19 protein-coding genes are annotated in these 24,458 nt (G+C 60.5%); 10 read left to right on the forward strand and 9 right to left on the reverse strand.

Going from position 1 to position 24,458, the window contains the following annotated elements:
• Nucleotides 1-20 precede the first annotated feature (20 nt).
• From K3767_RS04205 to K3767_RS04215, 3 genes are all read right to left on the reverse strand, one after another.
• Nucleotides 21-1,310, reverse strand: a complete 1,290-nt coding sequence (locus K3767_RS04205; protein WP_221172294.1) for a permease — start codon at nucleotides 1,308-1,310, stop codon at nucleotides 21-23.
• Nucleotides 1,297-1,722, reverse strand: a complete 426-nt coding sequence (locus K3767_RS04210) for a helix-turn-helix transcriptional regulator (protein WP_221172295.1) — start codon at nucleotides 1,720-1,722, stop codon at nucleotides 1,297-1,299. Before K3767_RS04210 ends, K3767_RS04205 begins: the two co-directional genes overlap by 14 nt.
• Nucleotides 1,723-1,924: 202 nt before the next feature.
• Nucleotides 1,925-2,686, reverse strand: coding sequence for a prenyltransferase/squalene oxidase repeat-containing protein (locus K3767_RS04215; protein WP_221172296.1), 762 nt, complete (start codon nucleotides 2,684-2,686; stop codon nucleotides 1,925-1,927).
• Between the two features lie 216 nt (nucleotides 2,687-2,902).
• On the opposite strand from K3767_RS04215, the gene K3767_RS04220 reads away from it, so the two are divergent.
• The 6 genes from K3767_RS04220 to K3767_RS04245 are packed head-to-tail and all read left to right on the forward strand — an operon-like array spanning nucleotide 2,903 to nucleotide 10,669.
• Nucleotides 2,903-3,694: an N-acyl homoserine lactonase family protein gene (locus K3767_RS04220; protein WP_221172297.1), complete on the forward strand. Its 792-nt coding sequence runs from the start codon at nucleotides 2,903-2,905 to the stop codon at nucleotides 3,692-3,694.
• Nucleotides 3,695-3,742: 48 nt separating this feature from the next.
• Nucleotides 3,743-5,722, forward strand: coding sequence for a DNA translocase FtsK (locus tag K3767_RS04225; RefSeq protein WP_221172298.1), 1,980 nt, complete (start codon nucleotides 3,743-3,745; stop codon nucleotides 5,720-5,722).
• Nucleotides 5,664-6,374: an outer membrane lipoprotein carrier protein LolA gene (locus K3767_RS04230; protein WP_221172299.1), complete on the forward strand. Its 711-nt coding sequence runs from the start codon at nucleotides 5,664-5,666 to the stop codon at nucleotides 6,372-6,374. Before K3767_RS04225 ends, K3767_RS04230 begins: the two co-directional genes overlap by 59 nt.
• The gene (nadA, locus tag K3767_RS04235; RefSeq protein ID WP_221172300.1) at nucleotides 6,322-7,239 is read left to right on the forward strand and encodes a quinolinate synthase NadA; all 918 of its coding nucleotides are present in this window, start codon (nucleotides 6,322-6,324) and stop codon (nucleotides 7,237-7,239) included. The genes K3767_RS04230 and nadA overlap by 53 nt, the downstream gene beginning before the upstream one ends.
• 1 nt (nucleotide 7,240) lies before the next feature.
• A complete protein-coding gene (locus K3767_RS04240) occupies nucleotides 7,241-7,591 on the forward strand; it encodes a hypothetical protein (protein ID WP_221172301.1) in 351 nt (116 codons plus the stop codon).
• 12 nt (nucleotides 7,592-7,603) lie between these two features.
• The gene (locus K3767_RS04245; RefSeq protein ID WP_221172302.1) at nucleotides 7,604-10,669 is read left to right on the forward strand and encodes an AIR synthase-related protein; all 3,066 of its coding nucleotides are present in this window, start codon (nucleotides 7,604-7,606) and stop codon (nucleotides 10,667-10,669) included.
• Here K3767_RS04245 and K3767_RS04250 read toward each other — a convergent pair whose 3' ends face one another.
• Nucleotides 10,670-10,969, reverse strand: a complete 300-nt coding sequence (locus K3767_RS04250; RefSeq protein WP_221172303.1) for a type II toxin-antitoxin system RelE/ParE family toxin — start codon at nucleotides 10,967-10,969, stop codon at nucleotides 10,670-10,672. It lies immediately after the preceding gene.
• A complete protein-coding gene (locus K3767_RS04255; RefSeq protein ID WP_221172304.1) occupies nucleotides 10,966-11,178 on the reverse strand; it encodes an addiction module protein in 213 nt (70 codons plus the stop codon). The genes K3767_RS04250 and K3767_RS04255 overlap by 4 nt, the downstream gene beginning before the upstream one ends.
• Before the next feature lie 52 nt (nucleotides 11,179-11,230).
• Between K3767_RS04255 and K3767_RS04260 the strand changes: the two genes are divergently transcribed.
• On the forward strand, nucleotides 11,231-11,416 hold the full coding sequence (locus tag K3767_RS04260; protein WP_221172305.1) for a hypothetical protein: 186 nt from the start codon (nucleotides 11,231-11,233) through the stop codon (nucleotides 11,414-11,416).
• Nucleotides 11,417-11,436: 20 nt separating this feature from the next.
• Here K3767_RS04260 and K3767_RS04265 read toward each other — a convergent pair whose 3' ends face one another.
• Nucleotides 11,437-12,492 (reverse strand): phosphotransacetylase family protein, encoded by a 1,056-nt coding sequence (locus K3767_RS04265; RefSeq protein WP_221172306.1) that lies wholly within the window; start codon nucleotides 12,490-12,492, stop codon nucleotides 11,437-11,439.
• Between the two features lie 209 nt (nucleotides 12,493-12,701).
• Between K3767_RS04265 and K3767_RS04270 the strand changes: the two genes are divergently transcribed.
• Nucleotides 12,702-13,886 (forward strand): IS110 family transposase, encoded by a 1,185-nt coding sequence (locus K3767_RS04270; protein ID WP_221171521.1) that lies wholly within the window; start codon nucleotides 12,702-12,704, stop codon nucleotides 13,884-13,886.
• 27 nt (nucleotides 13,887-13,913) lie between these two features.
• On the opposite strand, the gene acs is transcribed toward K3767_RS04270, so the two are convergent.
• The gene (acs, locus tag K3767_RS04275) at nucleotides 13,914-16,001 is read right to left on the reverse strand and encodes an acetate--CoA ligase alpha subunit (RefSeq protein ID WP_221172307.1); all 2,088 of its coding nucleotides are present in this window, start codon (nucleotides 15,999-16,001) and stop codon (nucleotides 13,914-13,916) included.
• 235 nt (nucleotides 16,002-16,236) lie between these two features.
• On the opposite strand from acs, the gene ybgF reads away from it, so the two are divergent.
• Together ybgF and K3767_RS04285 are read left to right on the forward strand one after the other, a co-directional pair.
• A complete protein-coding gene (gene ybgF / locus K3767_RS04280) occupies nucleotides 16,237-17,058 on the forward strand; it encodes a tol-pal system protein YbgF (RefSeq protein ID WP_221172308.1) in 822 nt (273 codons plus the stop codon).
• Nucleotide 17,059: 1 nt separating this feature from the next.
• A complete protein-coding gene (locus K3767_RS04285; RefSeq protein ID WP_221172309.1) occupies nucleotides 17,060-18,106 on the forward strand; it encodes an ABC transporter substrate-binding protein in 1,047 nt (348 codons plus the stop codon).
• Here K3767_RS04285 and waaC read toward each other — a convergent pair.
• Both waaC and uvrA read right to left on the reverse strand, forming a co-directional pair.
• Nucleotides 18,054-19,097 (reverse strand): lipopolysaccharide heptosyltransferase I, encoded by a 1,044-nt coding sequence (waaC, locus tag K3767_RS04290; RefSeq protein ID WP_221172310.1) that lies wholly within the window; start codon nucleotides 19,095-19,097, stop codon nucleotides 18,054-18,056. The two genes, K3767_RS04285 and waaC, sit on opposite strands and share 53 nt — an antisense overlap.
• Nucleotides 19,094-24,352, reverse strand: coding sequence for an excinuclease ABC subunit UvrA (gene uvrA, locus K3767_RS04295; RefSeq protein ID WP_221172311.1), 5,259 nt, complete (start codon nucleotides 24,350-24,352; stop codon nucleotides 19,094-19,096). Before uvrA ends, waaC begins: the two co-directional genes overlap by 4 nt.
• Nucleotides 24,353-24,458 lie beyond the last annotated feature (106 nt).

Consider the following 24,458-nt stretch of genomic DNA (forward strand, 5'->3'; position numbering starts at 1 on the left):
CGCCACCTCCCTTTTGATAATTAAAGGCTTACAAGAAAATGCCCGTAAAACCACCCGCAGAGGGTGGAGATCATCACCACCAGGGCCACATAGGCCAGGGTCTTTCGGGTACCAAGGACCGAACGGATGACCAGCATGCTGGGAAGGGACACCGCCGGCCCGGAAAGAAGAAGGGCCAGAGCCGGGCCCTTGCCCATCCCGGCCCCGAGAAGTCCCTGAAGGATGGGGACCTCGGTCAGGGTGGCGAAGTACATGAAGGCCCCGGAGACGGCAGCAAAGAAGTTGGCCGCAAGTCCGTTCCCACCCACCAGCTCGGCCACGAGGTGCGAGGGGATGAGGGCCTCGTGGCCGGGACGGCCCAGAAAGAATCCGGCCCCGAGCACCCCGAGAAAGAGAAGGGGAAGGATCTGGCGGGCCAGCCAGTAGGAGGACTCGAACCATTCCCGGGCCTCGCCTCCGGTGCGCCAGAGGGCGAACGAAAGCACCACCACCCCGGAAAGAAAGGCGATCTCGTGGCCCCGGGAGAGGACTTCCCCCAGGGTTGCCGCAAGGGCCGCGGCGACAAGCCAGGGGGTTTTTACCCCGAAGAAGAACCGCAGTTCCACCAGTAAGACCAGGGCCGCCGCGGCCACTAGCTTCCACTTGAGGGCGAAGATCCTTTCCCAGAGGCCGGTTCCGTGTCCCCAGGTGGCCAGGACCAGGATGGCCACCAGCGTAGCCATGAAAAGGACCGTTTGCCGGAGGGGGCGTCCTTCGGCCGGAGGCTCGGCGGCGAACTCCGCAAGCCGTGCGGTCTCCTCCCGCCGGAAGAAAAAGGCCATGAGAAGCCCGATGAGAAGGCTTGCTCCGATGGCCGCTATCGCTCGCGCCAGACCCAGCCCGGCCCCGAGCACCCGGGCCGTGAGCACGATGGCCAGCACATTTATGGCCGGCCCGGAGTAGAGGAAGGTGCTGGCCGGGCCGAGCCCGGCCCCGTTGAGATAGATTCCGGCAAAAAGGGGAAGCACCGTGCAGGAGCAGACCGCAAGTACCGTCCCGGCCACCGAGGCCACCCCGTAGGCCACGGGTTTGGGAGCCCCCGGCCCCAGATAACGCATCACCGATTCCTTGGAGACGAAGACGCTTATGGCTCCGGCGATGAAGAAGGCCGGAATGAGACAGAGGATCACATGCTCGCGGGCGTACCAGTGGGCGAGAAGCAGGGCCTCCCGCGCCCCGGAAAGAACCCGCTCCCGGGCCGGGAAGAAATAAAACAGGAGAAATACGGCCGTGGCGATCCCTATCTCCCGGGCCCGTTTAAGGCTTCTCACCGGCGAACCCTCCCTCTTCCTCGTTATCGGTGCAGCGTGGTTTTTCGGCCGGGGCCCTCAGGAAAGGCGGCCCCACCTCGAGCCTTTCCAGCCTCTGCCGGAGCCCGGCCACCTCCGGGTCGTCAGAGAGTTCTCGGAGGGCCAGGGTTAGAAGGTTTTCGGCCTCGCGATCCGCCGGGGCCAGTCGGTAGATCTGGAAGAAACCCCGCCTCTCGAAGACCAGGAAACCGGCCTCGGCGAGCTTCTGGAGGTGTCGGGTTACGGTGGGCTGGGAGAGTTCCAGGGCCGCACTCAATTCGCACACGCAGCAGGGCCGCACCGCAAGGAGGGCCAGGATCTTGAGGCGCGTCCCGTCGGAAAGGGCCTTGAACCGCCGCACCCGCTGTCTCAATACACCGGCCCTCCGCGTCATCCCCTCACCCCACTTTTTATTTCTTGAACTATATAGCCAATTAGCCATAAAGTCAAGTAAGATCCTTCCTCCTTTTTAAAATAGGATCCGATCCTATTTTTCGGGGTTCCATAGATTATTTTTTTCGAATTTGGGGAGGATGTTGGGTAGTTTTTAGAGCTATTTTCTTTCTCCGAAATTTCTCCGAAAATAGGATCCGATCCTATTTTTCGAGGGCCGGGCGGCGGGCTAGGAGGTAAACCCCGTAGTAGGTGCTCTCCAGAAAGGGGATCCCCCCGGGAGCCCGGGCGAATCCCCCCCGACGGTAACACATCCGGATGAAGCGCAGGGTCGGATCCGGATCCGCGAGGAAACGCCCGGATCGCTCCAGCACCCGAAGGGCAAAGTAGGTGTTTTCCAGAAAAGAGGTAGTGCCCGGTCGAAAACCGAACCCCCCGTCGGGATTGCGAGAGGCGAGCACCCAGGACAGCCGCTCCGCATCCAGGGATTCCGGAAACATCTCGCTCCACCGGTAAAGATCACGAAGGGTGCGCAACGCGGGCCTTGCGGGTGCCTGAGGCAAAACCCCGTCCAGCCCCAGCCGTCGAACACAGAAGTAATAGGCGGCCCGAACTTCAGGGTCCCGCGACAGAGGCCTCCTCCGGCCAAGCAGAATCCTCCGTGCTCGAACCTGCACCTCCTCCCGGGAGAGAATCCCCGTGCGATCCGCCAGCCACAGCCACCGTCGCAGAGCCGGAAGCTGCGGAGGGGGAGGCGTGTGCTCCAGAAAGAGGCGCACCGAAGAGAGCACCTTCCCGGAGGGGGGAAACAGAAGCTCCCAGGTGCGCAGGGCGAAATAGGTGTCCTCCACCGTGGCGGGAAGCCTGGGCGTGGCGGCAAACCCTCCCTCCTCCTTGGCCCGCATTACCAGGAATTCGTGGATCTCCGGCCTTATCTCCTCCAGAAATCCCCCCTCACGGCCCACACCAAACCTCCCGTACGAAATCCTCCCCCACGCTATACCGCCTGCGGAGGAAGTCAAGGGCCCCCGGGCGGGCTCACGAGAAACGATCGTCTCCGGGATTAATTCCCGGCGATCTGAAGAAATCGCCGCATTTCTTTAATTTTCAACCTTAATTCCCTTTGACTTAGGGGACAAAGAGGGGGATAATGAAATAAATCCGTCGAGGGGGTGAGAGAGATGGCCCTTTATCGCATTCACCCGCTGGTGCTGGGGAGCAAGATCTTCGACAAGGGGACCATGACCTATCAGTACGGGTACGGGGAAGAGATTCATGTGCCGGTCTTCGGCTGGCTCATCGAGGGGGGTGAAAAGGTGGTGCTGGTGGACACCGGTTATCTGGGGCCGGTGATCACCGAGGCCCGGGAGAAGGCCCTGGGGGCCAAAATATATCGCTTTGAGGAGGCCCTCTCCCGTTTCGGACTTTCACCTGCGGACATAGACCTGGTGCTCCACACCCACCTCCACAACGACCACTGCGAAAACGACTTCAAGTGCGAGAACGCGGTGTTTTACGCCCACCGGCTGGAGTTCGAGGCCCTTTACGGGGGCCATCCTCTGGACTTTCGTTACGCCCCGGACTTCGTGGAGGAACTGGATCAGGAGGGGCGCTTCGTGAAGCTCGAGGAGGATCGGGAGATCCTCCCGGGGCTCAGGATGATCCACACCCCCGGGCACACCGCGGGAGGGATGACCGTGCTGGTGGAGACGGAGCGGGGAGTTGCGGCCATAACCGGGGTGTGTACCCTGTTTGAGAACTACTGGCCCCCGCGAAAGATCCGGGCCCTGGGCTGGGAGGTCATCCCCCCGGGGGTCCACACCGATGCCTATGTGGCCTACGAACAGACCCTGCGCATCAAAAAGATGGCGGACCTGATCCTTCCCCTTCACGAGCCGGAGCTCGCCAGGATTGAGACCGTCCCCGATCAGTGGGATCAGGTGAAGTTACCCGAGGGAGCCCGGGAGGAATAAGGAGCCCTTCTTGTCCGACTTTTACCTTTAAGGTATCGTTCCTATTAAATGAAAAGGTTTCACTTCACCCCTCTCGGGTTTTTTCTGCTGGCCACGGGTATTTTTTTGCTCCTTGCCCTTATTTCCTATCATCCGGGGGATCCCGGTTTCGGAAGAGCCGGAGGGGAAATCGTTCACAACTGGGAGGGTCTGGCCGGAGCCTATCTTTCCTCATTTTTTTTCGATCTTTTCGGTCTGGGAGCCTTTCTGGTGCCTCTTTTCGGATTACTTCTCGCCCTCAAAGTCTTTTCCGGAAGGCCTCCCCGCGGCCGGGAGGTCCTGGGGGCGGGGTGTCTTATTCTCGGTGCCTCTCTGGCCCTGGGATTCCTTCCGGAGGGGGGTCGCTGGTGGCGGTATCCCGCAAGCGGCGGGCTCGTCGGATTCCTGGGGCAGGCCCTGAGACCCTTTTTGGGCGTGCCGGGGCTGGTTCTGCTCGTACTCTTTCTGGCCCTGGGGGGACTCGCTCTCCTGGGAGTGCGCCCCGGGGAGGAGCCTTTGAGATCGTTTTCCGGACGAAAGAAAAAAAAGAGGACGCCCGAGGAGAAGGAAAAGGTTTCCGCCCGCACCCTCCCGGCGGAGCCCCCTAAGGGCTCGGGTTTTCCTCCGCCCCTTGACCTTCTTGAGGAGCCTCCGGCCCGCAGGAAGGGTCCCTCGCAGGAGATCCTGGGAAACATGGCCCGGGCCCTTGAGACCAAACTCCGGGAGTTCGGGGTGGAAGGGGAGGTGGTGGCGGTCAATCCCGGCCCGGTGATCACCGTTTACGAATTCCGGCCCGCTCCCGGGGTAAAGATCAACCGCATCGCGGCTCTGGCCGACGATCTGGCCCTGGGCCTTTCGGCCGAAAGCGTGCGCATCGTGGCCCCCATCCCGGGAAAGGATGTGGTGGGAATCGAGGTCTCCAATCCCGAACGGGAAACGGTCTATCTGAGGGAGATCATCGAGAGCGAGTCCTTCCGGAGGGCGAAATCCCCCCTTACCCTGGCCCTGGGCAAGGATCAATCCGGGGAGCCCGTGGTCACGGATCTGGCCCGAATGCCTCATCTCCTCATCGCCGGGGCCACGGGAACGGGAAAGAGCGTGTTCCTGCACTCCGTTATCCTCAGTCTTATCTACAAGAGCACCCCGAAGGACATCCGTTTCCTTCTCATCGATCCCAAACGGATCGAACTTTCCGTCTACGAGAACATTCCCTATCTCCTGCATCCGGTTGTACTGGAGCCCCGTCTGGCCACCCGGGCCCTGCGCTGGGCGGTGGCGGAGATGGAACGCCGCTATCGGCTCCTCGAGGAGACCCGGGCCCGCAATCTCGAGTCCTACAACCGACAGGGGGAGGAGAAACTTCCCTACATCGTCATCATCATCGACGAGCTGGCGGACCTCATGGTGGTGGCCTCCAAGGAGGTGGAGACGCTGCTCACGCGGCTCGCCCAGATGGCCCGGGCCTCGGGGATTCACCTCCTGCTGGCTACCCAGCGCCCCTCGGTGGATGTCATCACCGGAATCATCAAGGCTAACTTCCCGGCCCGGATTTCTTTTCAGGTCTCCTCCCGCACCGATTCCCGGACCATTCTGGACACCCAGGGGGCGGAAAGACTCCTCGGAGCCGGAGACATGCTCTTCATGCCGCCGGGGGCCTCGAAGCTCCGGCGCATCCACGGCCCCTATGTCTCGGAGGCCGAGGTCCGCAGGGTGGTGGAATATCTCAGGGCCCGGGGAGAACCCGAGTACCTGGCCGATTTCGAGGCTCTGGAGGAGGAAGGAGAAGAGACCGGAGTCTTCGGAGAGGAAGAGGCCGACGACGAGCTCTACCGGGAGGCGGTCCGCATCGCCATTCAGCAGGGCAAGATCTCGGTCTCCATGCTCCAGAGACGCCTGCGCATAGGTTATAATCGAGCCGCCAGGCTCGTAGAACGCATGGAGGAGGAAGGCATTGTTGGTCCGAGTGACGGTGTTCGTCCTCGCCCTGTGCTGGTGGACCGCAAGCCTTAGGGCCGGAACCCTCTCTCCGGAGACGGTCCTCTCCCGGGTGGAGGCCTTTTACCGGGAGATCCGCACCCTTTCGGGTAGCTTCTCTCAGGAGGTTTACTGGCGCAAGGGCTACCGGGTGGAGGTCTCGGGGGGAAAGTTCTGGTTCAAAAAAACGAATCTTCTGCGGTGGGAGTACCGTTACCCCGAAAGGATACTCATCGTCTCCGACGGAAGGCGGGTTTACTACTACTCCGAGGAGGATCGACAGGTCCTGATTCTCTCTCCCGAAAAGGCCTTCTCCAGGGTAATGCTCGCCGTGATTTCGGGAAAGGCCAGGCTTTCCGAGGAGTTTGAGCTTATCTCCGGCACCCCGGGCGAAAACGATTTTTACTTCCTGGAGCTGAAACCGCAAAACGACTCCAGCGTCTCACGCCTGAAACTCAAGGTAAGGGTTTCCACCGGAGAAATAAAGGAACTCTGGTTCTGGGATCCCCTGGGCAACCTCACCCACATGACCCTGGAAAATCTCCGGATCAATCCTAAAATTGATAAAACTCGATTTGCTTTTCGGATTCCCAAGGGAGTGGAGGTCATTGATGAAACCCGGAGAGGTGAAAGGGATGGAAAAGGAGCAGCTTCAGGTCGAAATACGGAAACTCGCCCGGGACCGTAAGGCCCTCATCCTGGCCCACAACTACCAGCCTCCGGAGATCCAGGAGATCGCCGATCTGGTGGGGGACTCGCTGGAACTAAGCCTCAAGGCCGCGCGCACGGAGGCCCGCGTGATCGTTTTCTGCGGGGTGCTCTTCATGGCCGAGACCGCGCACATCGTATCCCCGGACAAGACGGTTCTATTCCCTGCACCGCAGGCCTGCTGTGCCATGGCCAGCATGATCACCCCGGAGGATGTGCGGGTCCTGCGCGAGAAATACCCCGGAGCCCCGGTGGTCACCTATGTGAACTCCTACGCCGAGGTGAAGGCCGAAAGCGACATCTGCTGCACCTCGGCCAATGTGGTGCGGGTCATAGCCAGTCTCCCCGAAAGGGAGGTGATCTGTCTTCCGGACATGAATCTGGCCCGTTACGCGCAGAGGCACTTTCCGGACAAAAAGATTATCTATCACCAGGGGTTCTGCCCCTTTCACGATACCCTTACCCCGGAGGATGTGCGGCGGGCGCGCGAGGCTCACCCCGGGGCCCTTTTCGTGGCCCATCCCGAGTGCCGTCCCGAGGTCATAGACCTGGCCGATCATGTGGCCTCGACCAGCGGAATGCTCAAGTTCTGCCGGGAATCGGAACACAGGGAGTTCATCATCGGGACTGAGGTGGGGTTGCTTTACCCCCTGCGCAAGCAGAATCCGGACAAGAAGTTCTACCCGGCCTCGGAGAAGATGCTCTGCGAGGCCATGAAGCTCACCACCCTGGAGCTGGTCTATCGGGCCCTTGAGACCCTGGAGCCCCGGGTGGAGGTGCCCGAGGAGATTCGAAAGCGGGCTTTGCGGGCGGTCAAACGCATGCTCGAGATCCCGAGGGGGTAGGATGGCACAACTAAATCTCAAACCCCTTGCGGAAACCGTGGAGGCCCCGGAGCCCTACTTTCGGCGCTGGCGGGAGGTGCTCTCGGAATTCCGGGAGGAGTTTCGGAGAAGGACCGGGAGGGAGGTTCGCCTCCTCGTGTTCGACTTGATACTTGAGGCGCGGGCCCACCCGTCCCTCTCGGACATAGATGTCCTGGTCCTTTCCGAAAAAGGAACGGTCATCCGTCCCCTCTTTCTAAGACTCTTTAGGGAACGGCATCCCCTGCATCCCTTTGAGTTTCACTTTGCCGATCAAAAACTTTTCGAGGAGTGGTATACTCGGTTCGTATCCCGATGGGAGGAAATCGCTTAGGGAGGTCTCGCGGTGGCGGAGGTCTTTCGCATAGAGGTAGCCCTTAAGCCGGATCTCCGGGACGCCCGGGGGGAGAAGGTAGCCCGCCGGGCCCGGGAATTTCTGGGACTGTCGGTGGAGGCGGTGCGCACGGTGCGGGTCTATCTGGTGGAGGGGAACTTTCCGGAGGACCTTCTCGAACGGTATGCCCGCGAGGCCCTGTGGGATCCGGTTATCCAGCTGGTGAGTCTCGGCCGGCCTCTGGCCCCGAAGCTCGACTTCCCCTACGACTGGCTCATCGAGGTGGGGTTCCGCCCCGGGGTGACCGACAACGAGGGCCGGGTGGCGGCCGAAGCCCTCTCGCTTCTGCTGGAACGCCCCCTCGCCCCCGACCGCGAGGGAGTCTATTCCGCCGTCCAGTACCTGGTGCGGGGGGCGCTCTCCCGCAAGGATTGCGAGCGCCTGGCCCGGGAGCTTCTGGCCAACGAACTCATCGAACGCTGGTGGATCCTTTCCCGGGGGGAATACGAGGCGCAGGGGCTGCGTTATCCGGCCCCCCGCGTGACCGAGACCACCGAGGCCACCGTGGAGAGCTGGGACCTGGCCCGGCTTTCCGACGAGGAGCTCCTGGCCCTTTCCCGCGAGAGGCTGCTGGCCCTTTCGCTTGAGGAAATGCGCACCATCAGGGATTACTTCGCCCGGCCCGATTTCATCGCGGAAAGACGCAAACACGGCCTCGGGCCGGAGATCACCGATGTGGAGCTGGAATCCCTGGCCCAGACCTGGTCCGAACACTGCAAGCACAAGATCTTCAACGCCCGCATTCACTACCGCGACCTCGAGACCGGCGAAGAGTTTACCGTGGACAGCATCTTCAAGACTTACATCCGCGGAGCCACGGAGAAGATCCGGGAAAAACTCGGAGAGCGGGACTTCTGCCTTTCGGTCTTCGTGGACAACGCCGGGGTCATAAGGCTAAACGACCGGTGGGCCCTGGCCTTCAAGGTGGAGACCCACAACAGTCCCTCGGCGCTCGACCCTTACGGCGGTGCGCTTACCGGTATCGTGGGGGTGAACCGGGATCCCTTCGGCACGGGCAAGGGGGCCCTTCTGGTCTTCAACACCGATGTCTTCTGCTTTGCCCCGCCGAACTGGGACAAACCCCTACCGCCGAGGCTGCTTCACCCCCGGCGGATCTTCGAGGGGGTGCGCGAGGGCGTGGAGCACGGGGGCAATCAGAGCGGGATCCCCACGGTGAACGGATCCATCGTCTTCGACCCCCGCTATCTGGGAAAGCCCCTGGTTTATTGCGGAACCGGAGGGATCCTGCCCCTTGAGGTCTGCGGCGAGCCCTCCTGGAAGAAGGGGGCCCGTCCCGGGGACCTGGTGGTCATGGTGGGGGGGCGCATCGGCAAGGACGGGATCCACGGGGCCACCTTCTCCTCCGAGGCCCTGCACGAGGGGAGCCCCGCCACCGCCGTCCAGATCGGAGACCCCATCACCCAGAAGAAGATGACCGACTTCCTGCTGCGCGCCCGGGACGAGTGCCTCTACACCTCCATCACCGATAACGGGGCCGGGGGACTCTCCTCCTCGGTGGGGGAGATGGCCCGGGAGGCCGGAGGGGCGGAGCTCGACCTCGAAAGGCCACCCCTCAAGTACCCGGGACTCAAGCCCTGGGAGATCCTTCTTTCGGAGAGTCAGGAACGGATGACCGTGGCCGTGCCTCCGGACAAGATCGACCGTTTCCTGGATCTCGCCCGCAAAATGGATGTGGAGGCCACCGTGGTGGGGCGTTTCACCGATTCCGGTTACTTCCATCTCCGTTATCGAGGTCGCACGGTGGGGCTTCTTCCGCTCGACTTTCTCCACGGGGGTGTCCCCCAGATGGAACTTCGGGCCGAGTGGCAGCCGCCGAAGGTCTCGGAACCGGATCTTCCCGAACCCGAAGACCTGGGGGCCGTCCTCAGGGAGATGCTTTCCCGCCTCAATGTTTGCTCCAAGGAATATGTAGTGCGGCAGTACGACCACGAGGTCCAGGGCGGGTCCGTGGTGAAACCGCTCACCGGGGCGCAGGACGACGGCCCCAGCGACGCCGCGGTACTCCGGCCGGATCTCTCGCGCCCGGACGGAATCGCCGTGGCCCACGGGATCTGCCCCAAGTTCTCGGACCTCGACACCTACTGGATGGCGGCCAACGCCATTGACGAGGCCATCCGCAACGCGGTCTGCGTGGGTGGGGATATTGAGCACATGGCCGGGCTCGACAACTTCTGCTGGTGCGATCCCATCGAGAGCGAAAAGACCCCTGACGGGCGCTACAAGCTGGCCCAGCTGGTAAGGGCGGCCCGAGCGGTGCACGACTTCACCCTGGCCTACGGGGTGCCCTGCATATCGGGCAAGGATTCCATGAAAAACGACTACCTCATGTCCCTGGGACTGGATCCGGAGGGCGAGAACCCTTACGGCGTGGGCGTAATCCTTCCCGACGGAAGCCTCAAGATCTCGGTTCCACCGACGCTTCTTTTCTCCGTGGTGGCCCGGGTGCCGGATGTGAGCAAGGCCTGCACCATGGATGTGAAACGCCCCGGGGATCTCCTCTACATCCTGGGTCTCACCCGGGACGAACTCGGGGGCTCGGAGTACTATGCCAGCAGGGGCTTCCTCGGGGCCTCGGTACCGAAGGTGGATGCCCGTGAGGCCCGGAGGCGCTACCTGAGACTTCGCGACGCCATCTACTACGGCCTGGTGTCCTCGGCCCACGACGCCTCCGACGGGGGCCTGGGGGTGGCTCTGGCGGAGAAGGCCTTTTCCGGGGGTTACGGTCTTTTCGTGGATCTCTCGGCGGTACCCTACGAGGGCTGCGGTCGGCCGGATTTCATCCTCTTTTCCGAATCGGCAAGCCGCATCCTGGTAACCGTGCCGCGCGACCGCCAGCGGGACTTCGAGAAACTCATGGAGGGCACCACTTACGCCCTCATCGGAGAGGTGATCGCCGAGCCGGAACTCATCGTCCGGGATGGCCTGGGCCGCGACCTGGTGAAGGAACCCCTTTCCGAACTCAAGGCCGCCTGGAAGGCCCCGCTGGCGGAGGTATAGTCAAGAGAAACGATCCTCCCAGTAAAAGGGACGGCGATGGTGATGGGCAATAGCCAAAATCAGAATGACTTTTTCATCTTCAAGAACAGTATAAAAAATACTGTAAGGAAATGTATGAAGAATACATCGTCTAATGCTTTCACTCACTATCGGATACATATAGGGATTAAGGAAAATCCTCTGTAAAGCTCTCTTAACCTCTGTGTTAAACCTTAACCCCAATCCTTTTTGTTGGATTTCATAATATTCAATCGCTTCTTCAAATTCCTCCTTTGCTGCTTCTAAAAACTCGATCTTCATTGGTCAAATACTTCCTCAAGAGGAACAGATCTCATAGCTCCCTCTCGATAAGCTCTCAACCGCCTTTTAGACTCTTCTATCCAGGCCTTTTCGATCTGCTCATCTCTTTCTTCAAGACTCCTCATCAAGACTTCCACTAAAAAATATCTTTCAGAAGGCTTAAGTTTCAAGGCTTTCTCAAGCAGATCATCTATAAGTTTCTTTTCCATTCCCGATCCTCCTTTTTAAAGGTTAAGGTTAAGGAAATTATACCACATCCTGGTGACCGTGCCGCGCGACCGCCAGCGGGACTTCGAGAAACTCATGGAGGGCACCACTTACGCCCTCATCGGAGAGGTGATCGCCGAGCCGGAACTCATCATCCGGGATGGCCTAGGCCGCGACCTGGTGAAGGAACCCTTTTCCGGACTCAAGGCCGCCTGGAAGGCCCCGCTGAGCAACTTGTAACCGGAGGTCCCGGAAAGAGGTTAACTCAGAAGCTGATCCAGTAGTTCTTTTCGAAGATAAGTCCTGCCCAATTCTCTAGCCCGCTGTACCTTCCGGGGGTGTCTTATCCTGGTTTGCAGGGGTAAATGTTCCACTTTGCGGGCCACGGAATAGGTGTCCTCGGGAAGCACTAGCACCGGGATCCCTGCCTCCTCGGCCCGGGTTAAAATGATTTCGTTAGGATAGAGCCCTCCCGTGAGGATGAGACATATTGCTCCGGTTTCGATGGCTGCCAATTGAATATCGGAACGGTCTCCTCCTACAATAACTCCAAAGTTGGGGGTCTTGCGAAAATATTGAATGGCTTTGTCTACCTGCATGCCCCCGATCAAAAAGTGCTCTACCAGTCGATCCTCCCCGGTGTTCCCCAGGAGTTTGGCTCCTAAATACTCTCTAAGTTCCCCTACAGAAACCGCAGCCAGGAGATCGTCATGAGGGAACTCTCCCAGAATCGAAATACCTCTTTTTTCAAGAAAAGGGCGAATTAGGTCATTATAGTTGGGAAAGTCCGCCGGAGAGATATCATTAAAAATTACTCCCAGAAGAAGATCTTCCAGATCCTCTGCGGCTTTGAGAACATAATCCAGGACATCTTCCCCTTCATAGCGCACCACCAGAACCACACGGGCATGTAGAGATTTTGCCAGAGTTAGACCGGAGATTCCGAGGAATGTTCCGGAATAAAGACTTCCGTAGCCTCCCAGAAGTAAAAATTCATCCTTTTCTCCTGCCTGTTTGCAAAAGTCCAGTATCTGATGGAAAAACCCTCCGGTTTCCCCCCTCAGGGCCTTCACCAGAACATCTTGAGTAAGTAGTACGGAGGAAAGCTCAGAGGGAGAGATGGTTAGATTCAGGGTGCGGGCTACAAATAAAGCGTCATCGTCCACCAGTGTTCCTTCTATCATGGTGGGGCGGTTTCCTACGGGTTTGCGGTAGGTGAAGGAGGTCCCCTTTTCTCTGAGGTAATCTCCCAACATCAGAGTGGTCAGGGTCTTTCCCGCAAAAGGTGTGGTTGAACATACATAGATGGTCTTCATTTTTCTCCTCCTGCAATGAATTATGTTATATCCATTCCCGAGATAAAGTTTATAGAGGGACAAGGACTCCATTTTTCGTAGGCTTGGAAGCCTCTATAGGAGTCTGTCCCTCTGTCCCTCAACTCCCAATTGGTTGGTTGGGCGCAAAAGCCCCTGCCAAACGGGAGGATGGAGCTGAGGGACATATACCTTATCCCAGGAGGTAGCCTATGTTCTACATAGGTATCGATGTCGCCAAAAATTCCTTCCAGTTCTGTATCCTTCACCCACAAAAGGGAAAGCTCGTATCCAAAAACCTCCCCATGTCTTCCAAAGGCTTCGAAGACTTCCTCCAAACTCTCTCCGCCTATACCCCAAACCATATCGTCCTTGAATCCTCCGGACGCTTCCACCTCCCTCTCCTCGCCTTCCTCCTGGACCAGGACTTCCGGGTATCCCTCCTCAACCCTAAAATGGTTCATCACTTCGTCCGGTTCGTCTCCGCTAACAACCCCTCTAAGTCCGATAAAAAAGACGCCTTCCTCCTGGCGCTCTTTGCCCTCTCCAATCCCCACCTCCTTAAACCAGCTACCCTCCCCTCCGAAACCAAACTCCTGGCCCGACAAATCCAAAAACTCAAACAGGAAATCGCCGAGGCCAAAACCCAAATCAAACACTCCCTCGCCGCCCTTTTCCCCGAAGCCGAAAAACACTTCAATGTCTTCTCTCGGGCCTTCCTTGAAATCCTCAGCCGCTACCCCTCCGCTAAAAGAATTGCCAAAGCCGGTTGGGGAAAAATAGACTATATCCTCTCCCGACTGCCGGGCCGTAAACCTTCCTTCTCCGCTCAAGACCTCGTGCAGGTGGCCCAAAACTCGGTGGGGATCTCTCATAAAGGCCTGGAAAAAATCCTCCAAATTTACATCCAAAAGATCTTCTTCCTCCAATCCATGATCGAAAAACTGGAAAAAGACCTCCAGACGGAGATCGAAACTACCATGAAAACTCAGCTGGAATGCCTCTCCTCCATAAAAGGCATCTCCCGCGACCTCGCCTCCAGGTTCCTGGCCGAAGTCGAAAACATAAAACGCTTCAGTAACGCCAAAAAACTGATCAAATATGCCGGAACAGATCCCGTGGTCAAACAATCCGGAAAATGGAAGGTCCGTATGAACATCTCCAAACAGGGAAATCCTTACCTTCGAAATATCCTCTTCCAGATGGCCGTAGGAACGGTCAAGTGGGAGAAAACTTTTCAGCATTACTTCCGAAGGAAATACACCCAGTTCAGAAGCTATAAAAAAGCCATGATAGCCGTAGTTAACAAACTGATCCGGGTAATCTATGCCCTCTCTACTCGTAATCAATTCTTCGATCCTTCTAAACTTGCTCCTGCGGGGGTGCCCCATGCCTAGCTATCAATTCCTGATAGTTGACTCCTCTTAAACTCCCAAACTGAGGCGGGCGTCTACGGCCACAACTCCTTGGCCTTTAGGGCAAACTATTAAAGGATTTATTTCTCCTTCGTTTAATTCCGGAAAATCGGTGGCCAGTTGGGCCAAATTTACGATGCTTTTTACCAGAGCGGGGATATCGCTCTCGGGCTCTCCCCGTATTCCCTTAAGCAATGGATACGCCTTGATTTCACGCACCATCTCCAGCGCTTCCTCCGGAGACAGGGGGGCCAGCCGAAAGCTCACATCTTTCAAAATTTCCACATAGATACCCCCCAGGCCAAACATTACCAGAGGACCGAATTGAGAGTCGCGTGTGAATCCCACGATGGTTTCCTTTCCCCGGGAGACCATTTCCTGGACCAGAACTCCCAATACCGTAGCCCCCGGAACAGCCTGCCGGGCCCGCATAGTCATGGCTTGAAAAGCCTGGATCAATTCTTCGTCACTGCGAATATTGATCTTGACTCCCCCGACATCGCTTTTGTGGATTATCTGAGGGGAAACGATCTTCAGGACTACCGGATAGCCGATGGCTCGAGCAGCGATTACGGCCTCGTCGGTGGTACGGGCTATAAGAGACTTGGGAAAGCGAAAACCGTAAGCCTGAAGTATTTCCTTGACTTCGTAATCAAATAGCTGGGAGCGATCCTCGGCACGCACTTGCTGGAGTATGGAAGCAGCTCGCTTAAAATCTACCGATGGCCGATGACGGGAAGCCGAAGGTTTACTACATCGGTATTGATAGAGCCATACTTTCTCAAGAGAGGTTATCGCTTCTTCAGGATAGGTAAAATGGGGAATTCTGTGTTTCAGGAGTTTTCGTCGGGCCTTCTTAATGCTTTCATGGCCTAAAAAACAGGCAACTATGGGTTTTGGACTCTTTCTTTTTCCCAGGTGTTCAGCAACCTCCTCGGGATCAACGGTGGCGGTGCGGGAGAGGATTACGAGGAGGCTATCCAGGCGTTCGTCCTCAATGAGAATTTCCAGGGCTCCGGCATACCGCTGAGCATCGGCGTCACCGGTAATATCCACAGGATTAAAAAAAGCGGCATAGGGCGGGAGGATCTTCCGTAGTTTTTCCACCGTATCCGTGGAAAGAGTGGGTAATTCCAGAGTCGAGTGTTCGCAGGCATCTGCCGCCACGATACCCGGTCCTCCCGAATTGGTTAGAATGCCCAGATTGGGTCCCCGGGGCAGAGGCTGAAAAGCGAGGAGGAGAGCCAGATTGAAGAATTCACGGAGGGTATGGGCCCGAATGATTCCCGCCCTTCGCACCGCCGCCTCGAAGGCCACCTCCGAGCCGGCGAGAGACCCGGTATGTGAAGAAGCCGCCCGCGCTCCGGCAGCGGTCACCCCGCTCTTGAAGATGATTATAGGTTTTTTGCGGGCTATCCTCCTGGCTACTTCGGTAAAAGTGCGCCCGTCCTCGACGCCCTCCAGATATCCCATTATTACTCTGGTGTGGGGATCATCTCCCAAAAGACGCAAACATTCCAGCTCCGAAACATCACACTTGTTTCCCAAACTGATGAATCTTGAAAGTCCCACTTTTTCCGCTTTTGACCATTCCAGAAGGGCCAGGCACAGGGCTCCGGATTGTGAAAAGAAACCTATGTGCCCCCTGAGGGGTTTCAGGGCGGCAAAAGTGGCATTAACCCGATGATAGGTGTCCAGAATCCCTAAACAGTTGGGACCTATGACCCTGATACCGAACCTTTTAGCAACTTCACCAAGCTCCTGTTCCAGTCTGGCTCCCTCCCGTCCGGATTCCTTAAAGCCCGCCGAAAGAACTACCGCCGCCCCGATACCTTTATGGCCACACTCTTCTAGAATCCTGGGTACGAGAGGAGCCCTTACCGCTACTACAGCCAGATCAATCTTATCCGGTACCGCTGTGACTGAGGGATAAGCTCTGAGCCCCGCGATTTCTGAGGCCTTGGGATTTATGGGATATATCCTTCCCGAAAACCCACTCTCAAGAAGATTGCGAACCACATCGTGCCCTACCTTGCCGGGCTCACGCGCTGCTCCGATAACAGCAATGGATTCGGGATTAAAAAATTTTTCCATCATTGAGCGTCCCCTTGTCTCTTCCGGTAGGATCCTCTCCGGATCAATTATAGCTGTTCACCTTCGAAATGAAAGGATGAATTTTATTTGCGGAAAAGCGATTGTAGCTGAATAATCCCTTCTCGAAACGACCGCCTATTAACCAGTTCACCCGGAAGGGGGGATCTGGATGGCCTCTGAACAGACCGAGCTTTTTGCCCAGGAGTTTTCGGGGTAAAATGCCCGTGAGGAGGGCAAAGTGCGGTTGACCTTGTTTTTATTTTTGATGGTGATTTTTACCGGTTGCGTGGCCTCTCAGGAGCAGTTGCAGGATCTCTCCGTGCGGATCTCCGCGCTGGAGACTCAGGCCTCCCTTCAGGAAAAGCGGCTTTCGGCCCTGGAAAAGGCCCTTCGCGAGCAAAAACAGAGGCTCGCCGCTCTGGAAAAGCGTCTCTCGGCCCTGGAGAAGGCCACCGGAACCCTTACCGAAAAGAGGGCCGAGATCCTGGCCGAGATAGACAGGACCCGGGCCGAAATAGCTCGACTTAACGGTCTCCTTGAGGAGTTATCCTATCAGCAGAAGCAGGATCGGGAGGCCTTCTCCGAGTTTCAGGGGGAGGTTCTTCGTCGACTGAGCGCCCTGGAGAAGGGGAAGACCCCGTCCGGCGAATCCGCCCGGGTGCAGAAGAGCCCCCCGGAAAAGCCTTCGGAGGAGGACCTCTATAAAGAAGGACTCTCCGCGTTAAAGCAGAAAGACTACGAAGCGGCACGCCGGGTCTTCCGCCGGTACCTGGAACTCTATCCCCGGGGGAAGTACGCCGCCAACGCCTACTTCTGGATCGGCGAGACCTATTACGCGGAGAAACGCTACGAGGAGGCCATTCTGGAATACCAGAAGGTCATCGACCGGTACCCCAAGCACTACAAGGTTCCGGCGGCGCTTCTCAAGCAGGGGCTTTCCTTTCTCCGCATCGGGGACACCGAGGCCGCCCGGATCCTCTTCCGCAAGATCGTGAAGCAGTATCCCCGCAGCGAACAGGCCCCCCTCGCCCGGAAATACCTGAAGCGTTTGCGTCGTTGAGGTGCGTCTTTCCGCGGTCTTCTTTCTCATCCTGACCCTCCTTTCTCCCGCCCGGGGAGCCAAGGTGGGTCTTCTCTTCTCCGAGAAGAACCCCTTAACCCCCCGGGCCGTGGCCCTGGCCTGGGAGATGGCCTCGAGTTTCCGGCTGGAGGGGCTTCCCCTGGGGCTGGCCGTTTACGATCCCGGGCCGGGAGGTAAGAAGGCCCTTTCGGCGGTGCGCCGGGCCCGCAGCGAGGGGGTCTCCCTTCTCATAGGTCCCCTGGACCCCGCCGCAAACGAAGCGGCCCTCACCGCGGCCCGGGCCTTCGGCCTCCCTATCGTCCTCCTGGCCGGTGATCTGGACCCCCTCAAGATACCGGGGGAACCCTTCCGGGGAGTCTTCCGCACCGGTCTCTCCCCCCGCCTGGCCGCCAAGGGAATCCTCCGGTGCCTGGCCGCCCGGGGGGTAAAGCGGGTAGGCCTCCTCCTTTCCCTGAACCGTGAAGGGCGCACCGGCCTCAAGTGGCTCCGCATATACGCCTGGGAATACCGCCTGCGGATCCAAAAGACCGTCTGGTTCGGGCCGGAGGACACCTACCTCTACCCCAAGTTCGAGGACCTCCTTTCCGCCGAGGCGGTGATCGTGTGGAGCGATCGGAAAAGCGCGGCCAAGGTGGCCCGGGCCCTCAGGGATTACGGGCTCCGCATCCCGGTGGTGTTCGGGCCGGAGGTGGCGGACGAGGAATTTCTCGCCGCCCACGGGGAACTCACCGGTTATCCCTTTCCGGCCACCGCCCTGTATCTTCCGGCGAGAGTCCGGCTGACCGGTGGCAACCTTAGCCCGGAAACGGCGGCCCTGGTGGACGCCCTTTACCTGATCCGAACCGTGCTGGCGAAGGGCCTTCCTCTTACGGAGAGGTCCCTCGAGGAACTAAAGAAGGTCCGTCTTCCGGGAGGCACTTACTACCTTTCCTCGGACGACCACTACGGTCTCCTTCCGGAAAGTGTGGGTCTTTTCACCTACGGTCCCGAGGGCTTCCGCGTCTACTGCGCTCCAGAGTTTCCGTGAGGGCCTGCAGGACTTCCTCCGGGGAAATTCCGGACATGCAGCGGGGTTCGGGACAGGATCTGCGGAAGCAGGGACTGCAGGGAAGCCCCGCGCGGAGCACCCGGTGTCCCTCTCCGAAGGGGCCGGTGCGCCACGGGGCGGTGGGTCCGAAGAGAGCCACCACCGGCCTTCCCAGGGCCGCGGCCAGGTGCATGGGGCCGGTGTCCACGGAGACCACCGCCGCGGCCCCGGAAAGGATTCCCGCAAGTTCCTTCAGGCTCAGCCGACCGGAGAGATCCGTGCCCCTCAGGGCCAACCCGGCCAGGTAGTCCCGATCCCCGGGACCCCCTATCCAGAGCAGGGGAAGCCCCAGGGCACACGCTCTCCCGGCAAGGTCCCTCCAGTGCTCATCGGGCCAGAGCTTGGTGGGCCATCGGGTGGCCGGGATAAAGACCAGCCAGGGCGGAGGCGGAAGACGGAGCCTTCGCCCCACGGTCTCTGCGGAGGGATGCGGGGGCAGGGGGAATTCCACCGGTTCGGGCCTTCCTCCCAGGTGTTCCGCCGCGGAGAGGTAACGCCTTACGGCGTGAAGATCCGGATCGTAAGGCGGGAGCTTCTCCGTAAGCACCAGAGGGCTTCCCTCCCGGTGGTTGGCAAAGCCGATCCTGCGCCGGGAACGGGCCAGAGCCACCACCAGAGCGCTCTTGAGAAGCCCCTGGAGGTCTAGCACCGCGTCGTAGCGCTCGGCACGGAGGTCCTGCAGGAACTTCCGCGCCAGGGACCATCCCCGGGGAAGGGTGCGGGGGTTGCGGAGACAGCGAAGAATCCGCCGTCGGGGGAAGACCAGCAGCCGTTCTATCAAAGGGTGTCCCGCAAGCAGCTCCGCCTGCTCCTCCTCCACCACCCAGTGGATGGCGAGTCCCGGATGCACCCGCTTGAGCGCGGCAAGCACCGGAAGCGTCTGCACCACATCCCCCAGAGCGGAAAGCTTCACCAGGAGGAGTTTTTTCATCGTCCTCTATCCAGGTACTCTCGCAGGGCCCGGGCCGTGGGGGTGTCCAGGGAGAGCAACCCCTCCGGCGGGCCCTGGTAAAGGAGTTTCCCACCGGCTTCCCCTCCCTCCGGCCCCAGGTCCACGATCCAGTCCGCCTCCCTGACGACCTCGAGATTGTGTTCGATCACCACCACGGTGTGTCCCCGGTCCACCAGACCGTGAAGGAGGCGCATGAGCTTTTGCACATCCGCCAGGTGCAGTCCGGTGGAGGGTTCGTCCAGCACATAGAGGGTGCCGCCGCGTCCGCCCTTTACGAACTCCGTAGCGAGCTTTACCCGCTGGGCCTCGCCCCCGGAGAGGGTGGGGCTGGGCTGTCCCAGGGTGAGGTAGTCCAGCCCCAGGTCGCACAGAATTTCCAGAGGGCGCCGGATCTCGGGCACCGCCTCGAAGAACTCCCGGGCCTCCTCCATGGTCATCTGAAGGACCTCGGCGATGTTGCGTCCCCGATAACGCACCGCCAGCGTCTCCTCGTTGTAGCGCGTCCCGCCACACAGGGCACAGGTCTGGTACACCTCCGGCAGAAACTTCATCTCCACCCGGATGAGCCCCTGCCCCTTGCAGGCCGGACACCTTCCCTCCTCCACATTAAAGGAGAACCGGCTTTCGGTGTAGCCCCGGGCCCGTGCTTCCGGGAGACCGGCGAACAGTCGCCTTATGGCGGTCATAAATCCCACATAGGTGGCCGGGGTGGAGCGAGGGGTGCGGCCGATGGGGGAATGATCCACGGAAAGGACCCGGCGCAGGTTTTCGTGACCCTCGATCCGCCGGCACCCCACCGGTTTCCCGCGGCCGGAAAGGATCCGGTGGAGACTCTGAAAGAGCACCTCCATGACCAGGGTGGACTTGCCGGAGCCGGACACTCCGGTCACCACGGTAAGGGCCCCCAGGGGGAAACGTACGGTGAGGTCCTTGAGGTTGCGGAACCGGGCCCCGTGAACGGTTACGAACCGTTCGGGACGGCGTGCGCGGCCGGAAAGCCGGTAGCGTCCGCGATCGGAAAGCACCCGGGCGGTCACCGAACGGGAGGCCCGGGAAAGTCCCTCCGGAGGACCGCAGTAGACCACCTCCCCGCCCCGACGACCGCCACCGGGACCCAGGTCCACCACCAGGTCCGCGGCCCGGATGGTGTCCTCGTCGTGTTCCACCACGATTACGGTATTGCCCCGGTCGCGGAGGCGTTTGAGGGCCGCGAGCAGCCGTTCCGTGTCCCGGGGATGGAGCCCGATGGTGGGCTCGTCCAGTATGTAGGCCACCCCGGTGAGGTTGGAGCCGAGTTCGGCGGCCAGCCTCACCCGCTGGGCCTCGCCCCCGGAAAGGCTTTCCCCCGGACGGGAGAGACTCAGGTAGGGCAGCCCCACCTCGATCAGGAATTCCAGCCGGGAAGTGATCTCCCGTACGAGGGGGGCGGCGATCTCCGCCGCCCTTCCGGAAAAGGACAGCTTCCGCAGAAACTCCCGCAGCTCCGCCGCGGAAAGATCGGACAGTTCGGCGATGTTCCGTCCTCCCACGCGGAAGGCCAGGGCCTCGGGGCGAAGGCGGCTTCCCCCGCAGGAGGGACAGGGGTTCCCGCTTTTCTCTCCGAGCCCTCCGCATTCCGAACAGGCCCCGGCCCTGGTGTTGAAGGAAAAAAGGAGGGGATCCGGCTCCGGGAGGCTCACCCCGCAGGCTGCGCAGCTCAGCCTCTCGCTCAGGAAAAGCTCCCCCTCCGGAGACCAGATCACCGCCTCGCCCCCGCCCCCGGAAAGCGCCTCCGCCAGGAGATCTCGCAGGTGATCCGCCCTCTCGGGCCTCACCTCCACCTCCCCCACCACCACCTCGATGGTGTGTTCCCGGAAACGGGAGAGTTCCGGAAACGGGGGGATGGAAAGGAACCTTCCGTCCACCCGCACCTCGTCGTATCCGGCCCGGTGGGCCCTTTCGAAGACGGGACGATGGTACCCCTTGCGCCGGCGCACCCGGGGGGAGAGGATCTTTACCGTGCGGCCGGAAAACTCCGAGAGGATTCTTTCGGCCAGATCCTCCCGGCGGACCCTGGAGAGGGGGCGTCCGCAGCGGGGGCAGTGGGGTTCCCCCACCCGGGCGAAGAGAAGACGCAGGTAGGGAAGGATCTCGGTGAGGGTCCCCACGGTGGAGCGGGGCCCGGGGCGGCTGGAGCGCTGTTCCAGGGCCGCGGTGGGGGGAAGCCCCGCGATGAGGTCCACCTCGGGTTCCTCGTGGAGTTTCACGAACTGTCGCAGGTAGGCCGGAAGGCTCTCTAGATACCGCCGCTGGCCCTCGGCGAAAATGAGATCAAAGGCCAGAGTGGATTTACCCGAGCCGGATACGCCGGTCACCACGATGAGCTTTTCCCGGGGCAGATCCAGATCGATGTTTTTCAGGTTGTGGTGCCGGGCTCCCCGAAGGCTGATCACCCGCGGGGAAGGGGATTCCCTTTCCGGAGAACCCTTTCCTTCCAGGCGGATTTCTCCGGAAAGATAGCGTCTCAGCCAGACCCCGGTGGGCGTATCCTTTTCCAGGAGTTCCCGGACCGGCCCCTGATGAAGGAGGTGTCCTCCGGCCTCGCCACCCTCCGGACCGAGCTCGATCACCCAGTCCGCGGAAAGGACCACCTCGGGATGGTGTTCCACGGCCACCACGGTGTGCCCGCGACTTACCAGCCCCCGTAAGGCCGAGAGGAGTTTTTCCACATCCCGCAGGTGGAGTCCCACGGTGGGTTCGTCCAGGATGAGGAGGGCTCGCCTGTTCTCGGGCAGGGCGAAGACGCGGGCCATTTTGAGACGCTGGGCCTCTCCACCGGAGAGGGTGGAAAGGGCCTGTCCCAGGCGCAGATAGGAAAGCCCCACCTCCGCCGCGGCCCGAAGCCTCCGGACCATCTCGGAATGGCCCCCGAAAAACTCCAGGGCCTCCTCCACGGTAAGATCCAGGATCTCCGAGACATTGCGTCCCCGCCAGCGCACCGCGAGCACCTCCGGACGGAAGCGCCGGCCGCCGCAGGCCTCGCAGGGGAAGGTGAGGTCCGAAAGAAACTGCATCTCCACCACCTGATAACCCAGCCCCTCGCACTCCGGACAGCGCCCCTCCGGGGAGTTGAAGGAAAAGTGACTCTCGGAAAACCCCCGGGCCCTAGCCTCCGGTGAGGAGGCCAGGAGACGCCGGATGAGACCGTAGACCCCCAGGTAAGTGGCCACGGTGCCCCGAGGGGTGCGGGCCAGGGGACTCTGATCCAGGAGTTCCACCGCGTCGAAGACCTCGTGTCCGGAGAGAGAGGAGAAGCGACCCGGAGGCTCCGTGGCCTCCCCGCGCAGGCGCCTGAGGCCCCGCCAGAGACACAGCTCCACCAGGGTGGACTTTCCCGAACCCGAAACCCCGCAGACCACCGTGAGGGTCCCGTGCGGGATCCGAACGGTGAGGTCCTTGAGGTTGTTTTCCCTCGCCCCGGAAAGAACGAGGGCCGGCCGTGCCGCGAGATCCGGAGGGGGTTCGGGAGGGGCCGTCCTCCGCCTCTCCCGCTCGCGCAGGGCCTCCCCCGTGGGGGTCCCGGAGGAAAGCAACTCGCGGGGGGACCCCGCGAAGAGGAGCCGACCTCCCTCACGACCCGCCCCGGGGCCCAGGTCCACCACCAGGTCCGCCGAAAGGATCACCTCGGGGTCGTGCTCCACCACCACGGCGGTGTTCCCCCGCCGGGAAAGTTCCCGCAGAAAGTTCACCACCCGCGCGGTATCCCGGGGATGGAGCCCGGTGGTGGGTTCGTCGAAGAGGTAGAGGGTCTCGGTGAGATCCGAGGAAAGGGCCCGGGTTAGAAGCACCCGGGCCACCTCGCCCCCGGAAAGGGTCCGGCTCTGCCGATCCAGGGTGAGGTAGGAGAGCCCCACCTCGTCCAGGTACCGCAGGCGCCGGTGGATCTCCCGGGCGAGCACCTCCTCGGCCCGGGGAAGATCCCGGGAAAGGAGTTCCTCTTCCAGGAAACGGCGGGCCTCGGCCACCGGAAGGGCGTAGAATTGTCCCAGGTTGAGTCCCCCCAGGAAGAACTGCAGGGCCTCCCGGCGAAAACGGGTCCCCCGGCAGAGCGGACACTCCCGGTAGGCCCGAAAACGGGAAAGCAGGATGCGCACATGGGCCTTGTAGCGCCTGGACTCCAGCCAGTCGAAGAGTTCGCGCACCCCGTACCAGTCTCCGTCCCCGAAAAGGATCTTCCGGCGTACCTCCTCGGGCAATTCCCCCCAGGGTCGATCAAGAGGGATCCCCTCCCTACGGCAGTACTCCAGCAGGTCCTCCCGGACCTCCCAGGCGAAGGGCATGGTGAGCACGGTGATGGCCCCCTCCCGGAGGGACTTCCGCGGATCCGGCACCACCAGGTTCCAGTCGATGTCCAGCACCCGTCCGAACCCCCGACACTCCGGACAGGCCCCCAGGGGGCTGTTGAAGGAGAAGAGGTTGGGCGTTCGCCGGGGCACGGAAAGCCCGCAGTAGGGACACCTCTGGCGGTCGGTGAAGCGGAGTTCCCTTCCGTAGGAAAGGTGCACCCGCACCTCTCCGGCCATGGAAAAACCCCGCTCCAGGGCCTCGATCAGGCGTTCGCGACTCTCCGGGCCGATGGGGAGACGGTCGAGAACCACCTCCACCTCCTCGGGGAAACGCTCCACCTCCTCGATCTCGCACACCCGGTCGGCGGCAAAGACCCGGGTGTAGCCGGCCTGAAGAAGTCCCTTCCGGAGGAGTTCGGGGTCGCTTTCGGCCCGGACGGGCGCGGTGAGGACCGCCCGCTCTCCGCTTGTCTCCCGGAGGATCTTTTCCGCCGCCGTGGCGGGATCGGTACTTATCACCGGTCTTCCGCAGGCCTCACATCTGGCTTCCGCGGCCCGGAAGTAGAGCATCTTGGCGAAGTGGGTGATCTCGGAAAGGGTCCCCACCGTGGAGCGGGAGCTTCTCACCGGATTGATCTGGGCTATGGCTATGGCCGGGGGGATGTTTTCCACCAGATCCACCCTGGGGCGGGGCAGACGCTCGAAGTACTGCCGCACATAGGTGGAGAAGGTCTCGAGATAGCGCCTCTGGCCCTCGGCGAAAAGGGTGTCGAAGACCAGGCTGGACTTCCCCGATCCGGAGACCCCGGTCACCGCCACCACCCGGTAGAGGGGAATCTCCAGATCGAACCCCCTGAGATTGTGTTCCCGGCAATTTCGGAGGACTATTTTTCGATCCATTCCTTTCATGTTTTCAAATCCTCTGAATGTGGTAAAAAGATTGAAAGATTTATGAACGGCACCGGGTTCTATTATGGAAAAAGATCCTATTTTGTTGAAAATAATCAAACCGTGG

Origin of the sequence: Thermosulfurimonas sp. F29 (assembly GCF_019688735.1) — a bacterium.
Classification (GTDB): Bacteria; Desulfobacterota; Thermodesulfobacteria; order Thermodesulfobacteriales; family Thermodesulfobacteriaceae; genus Thermosulfurimonas_A.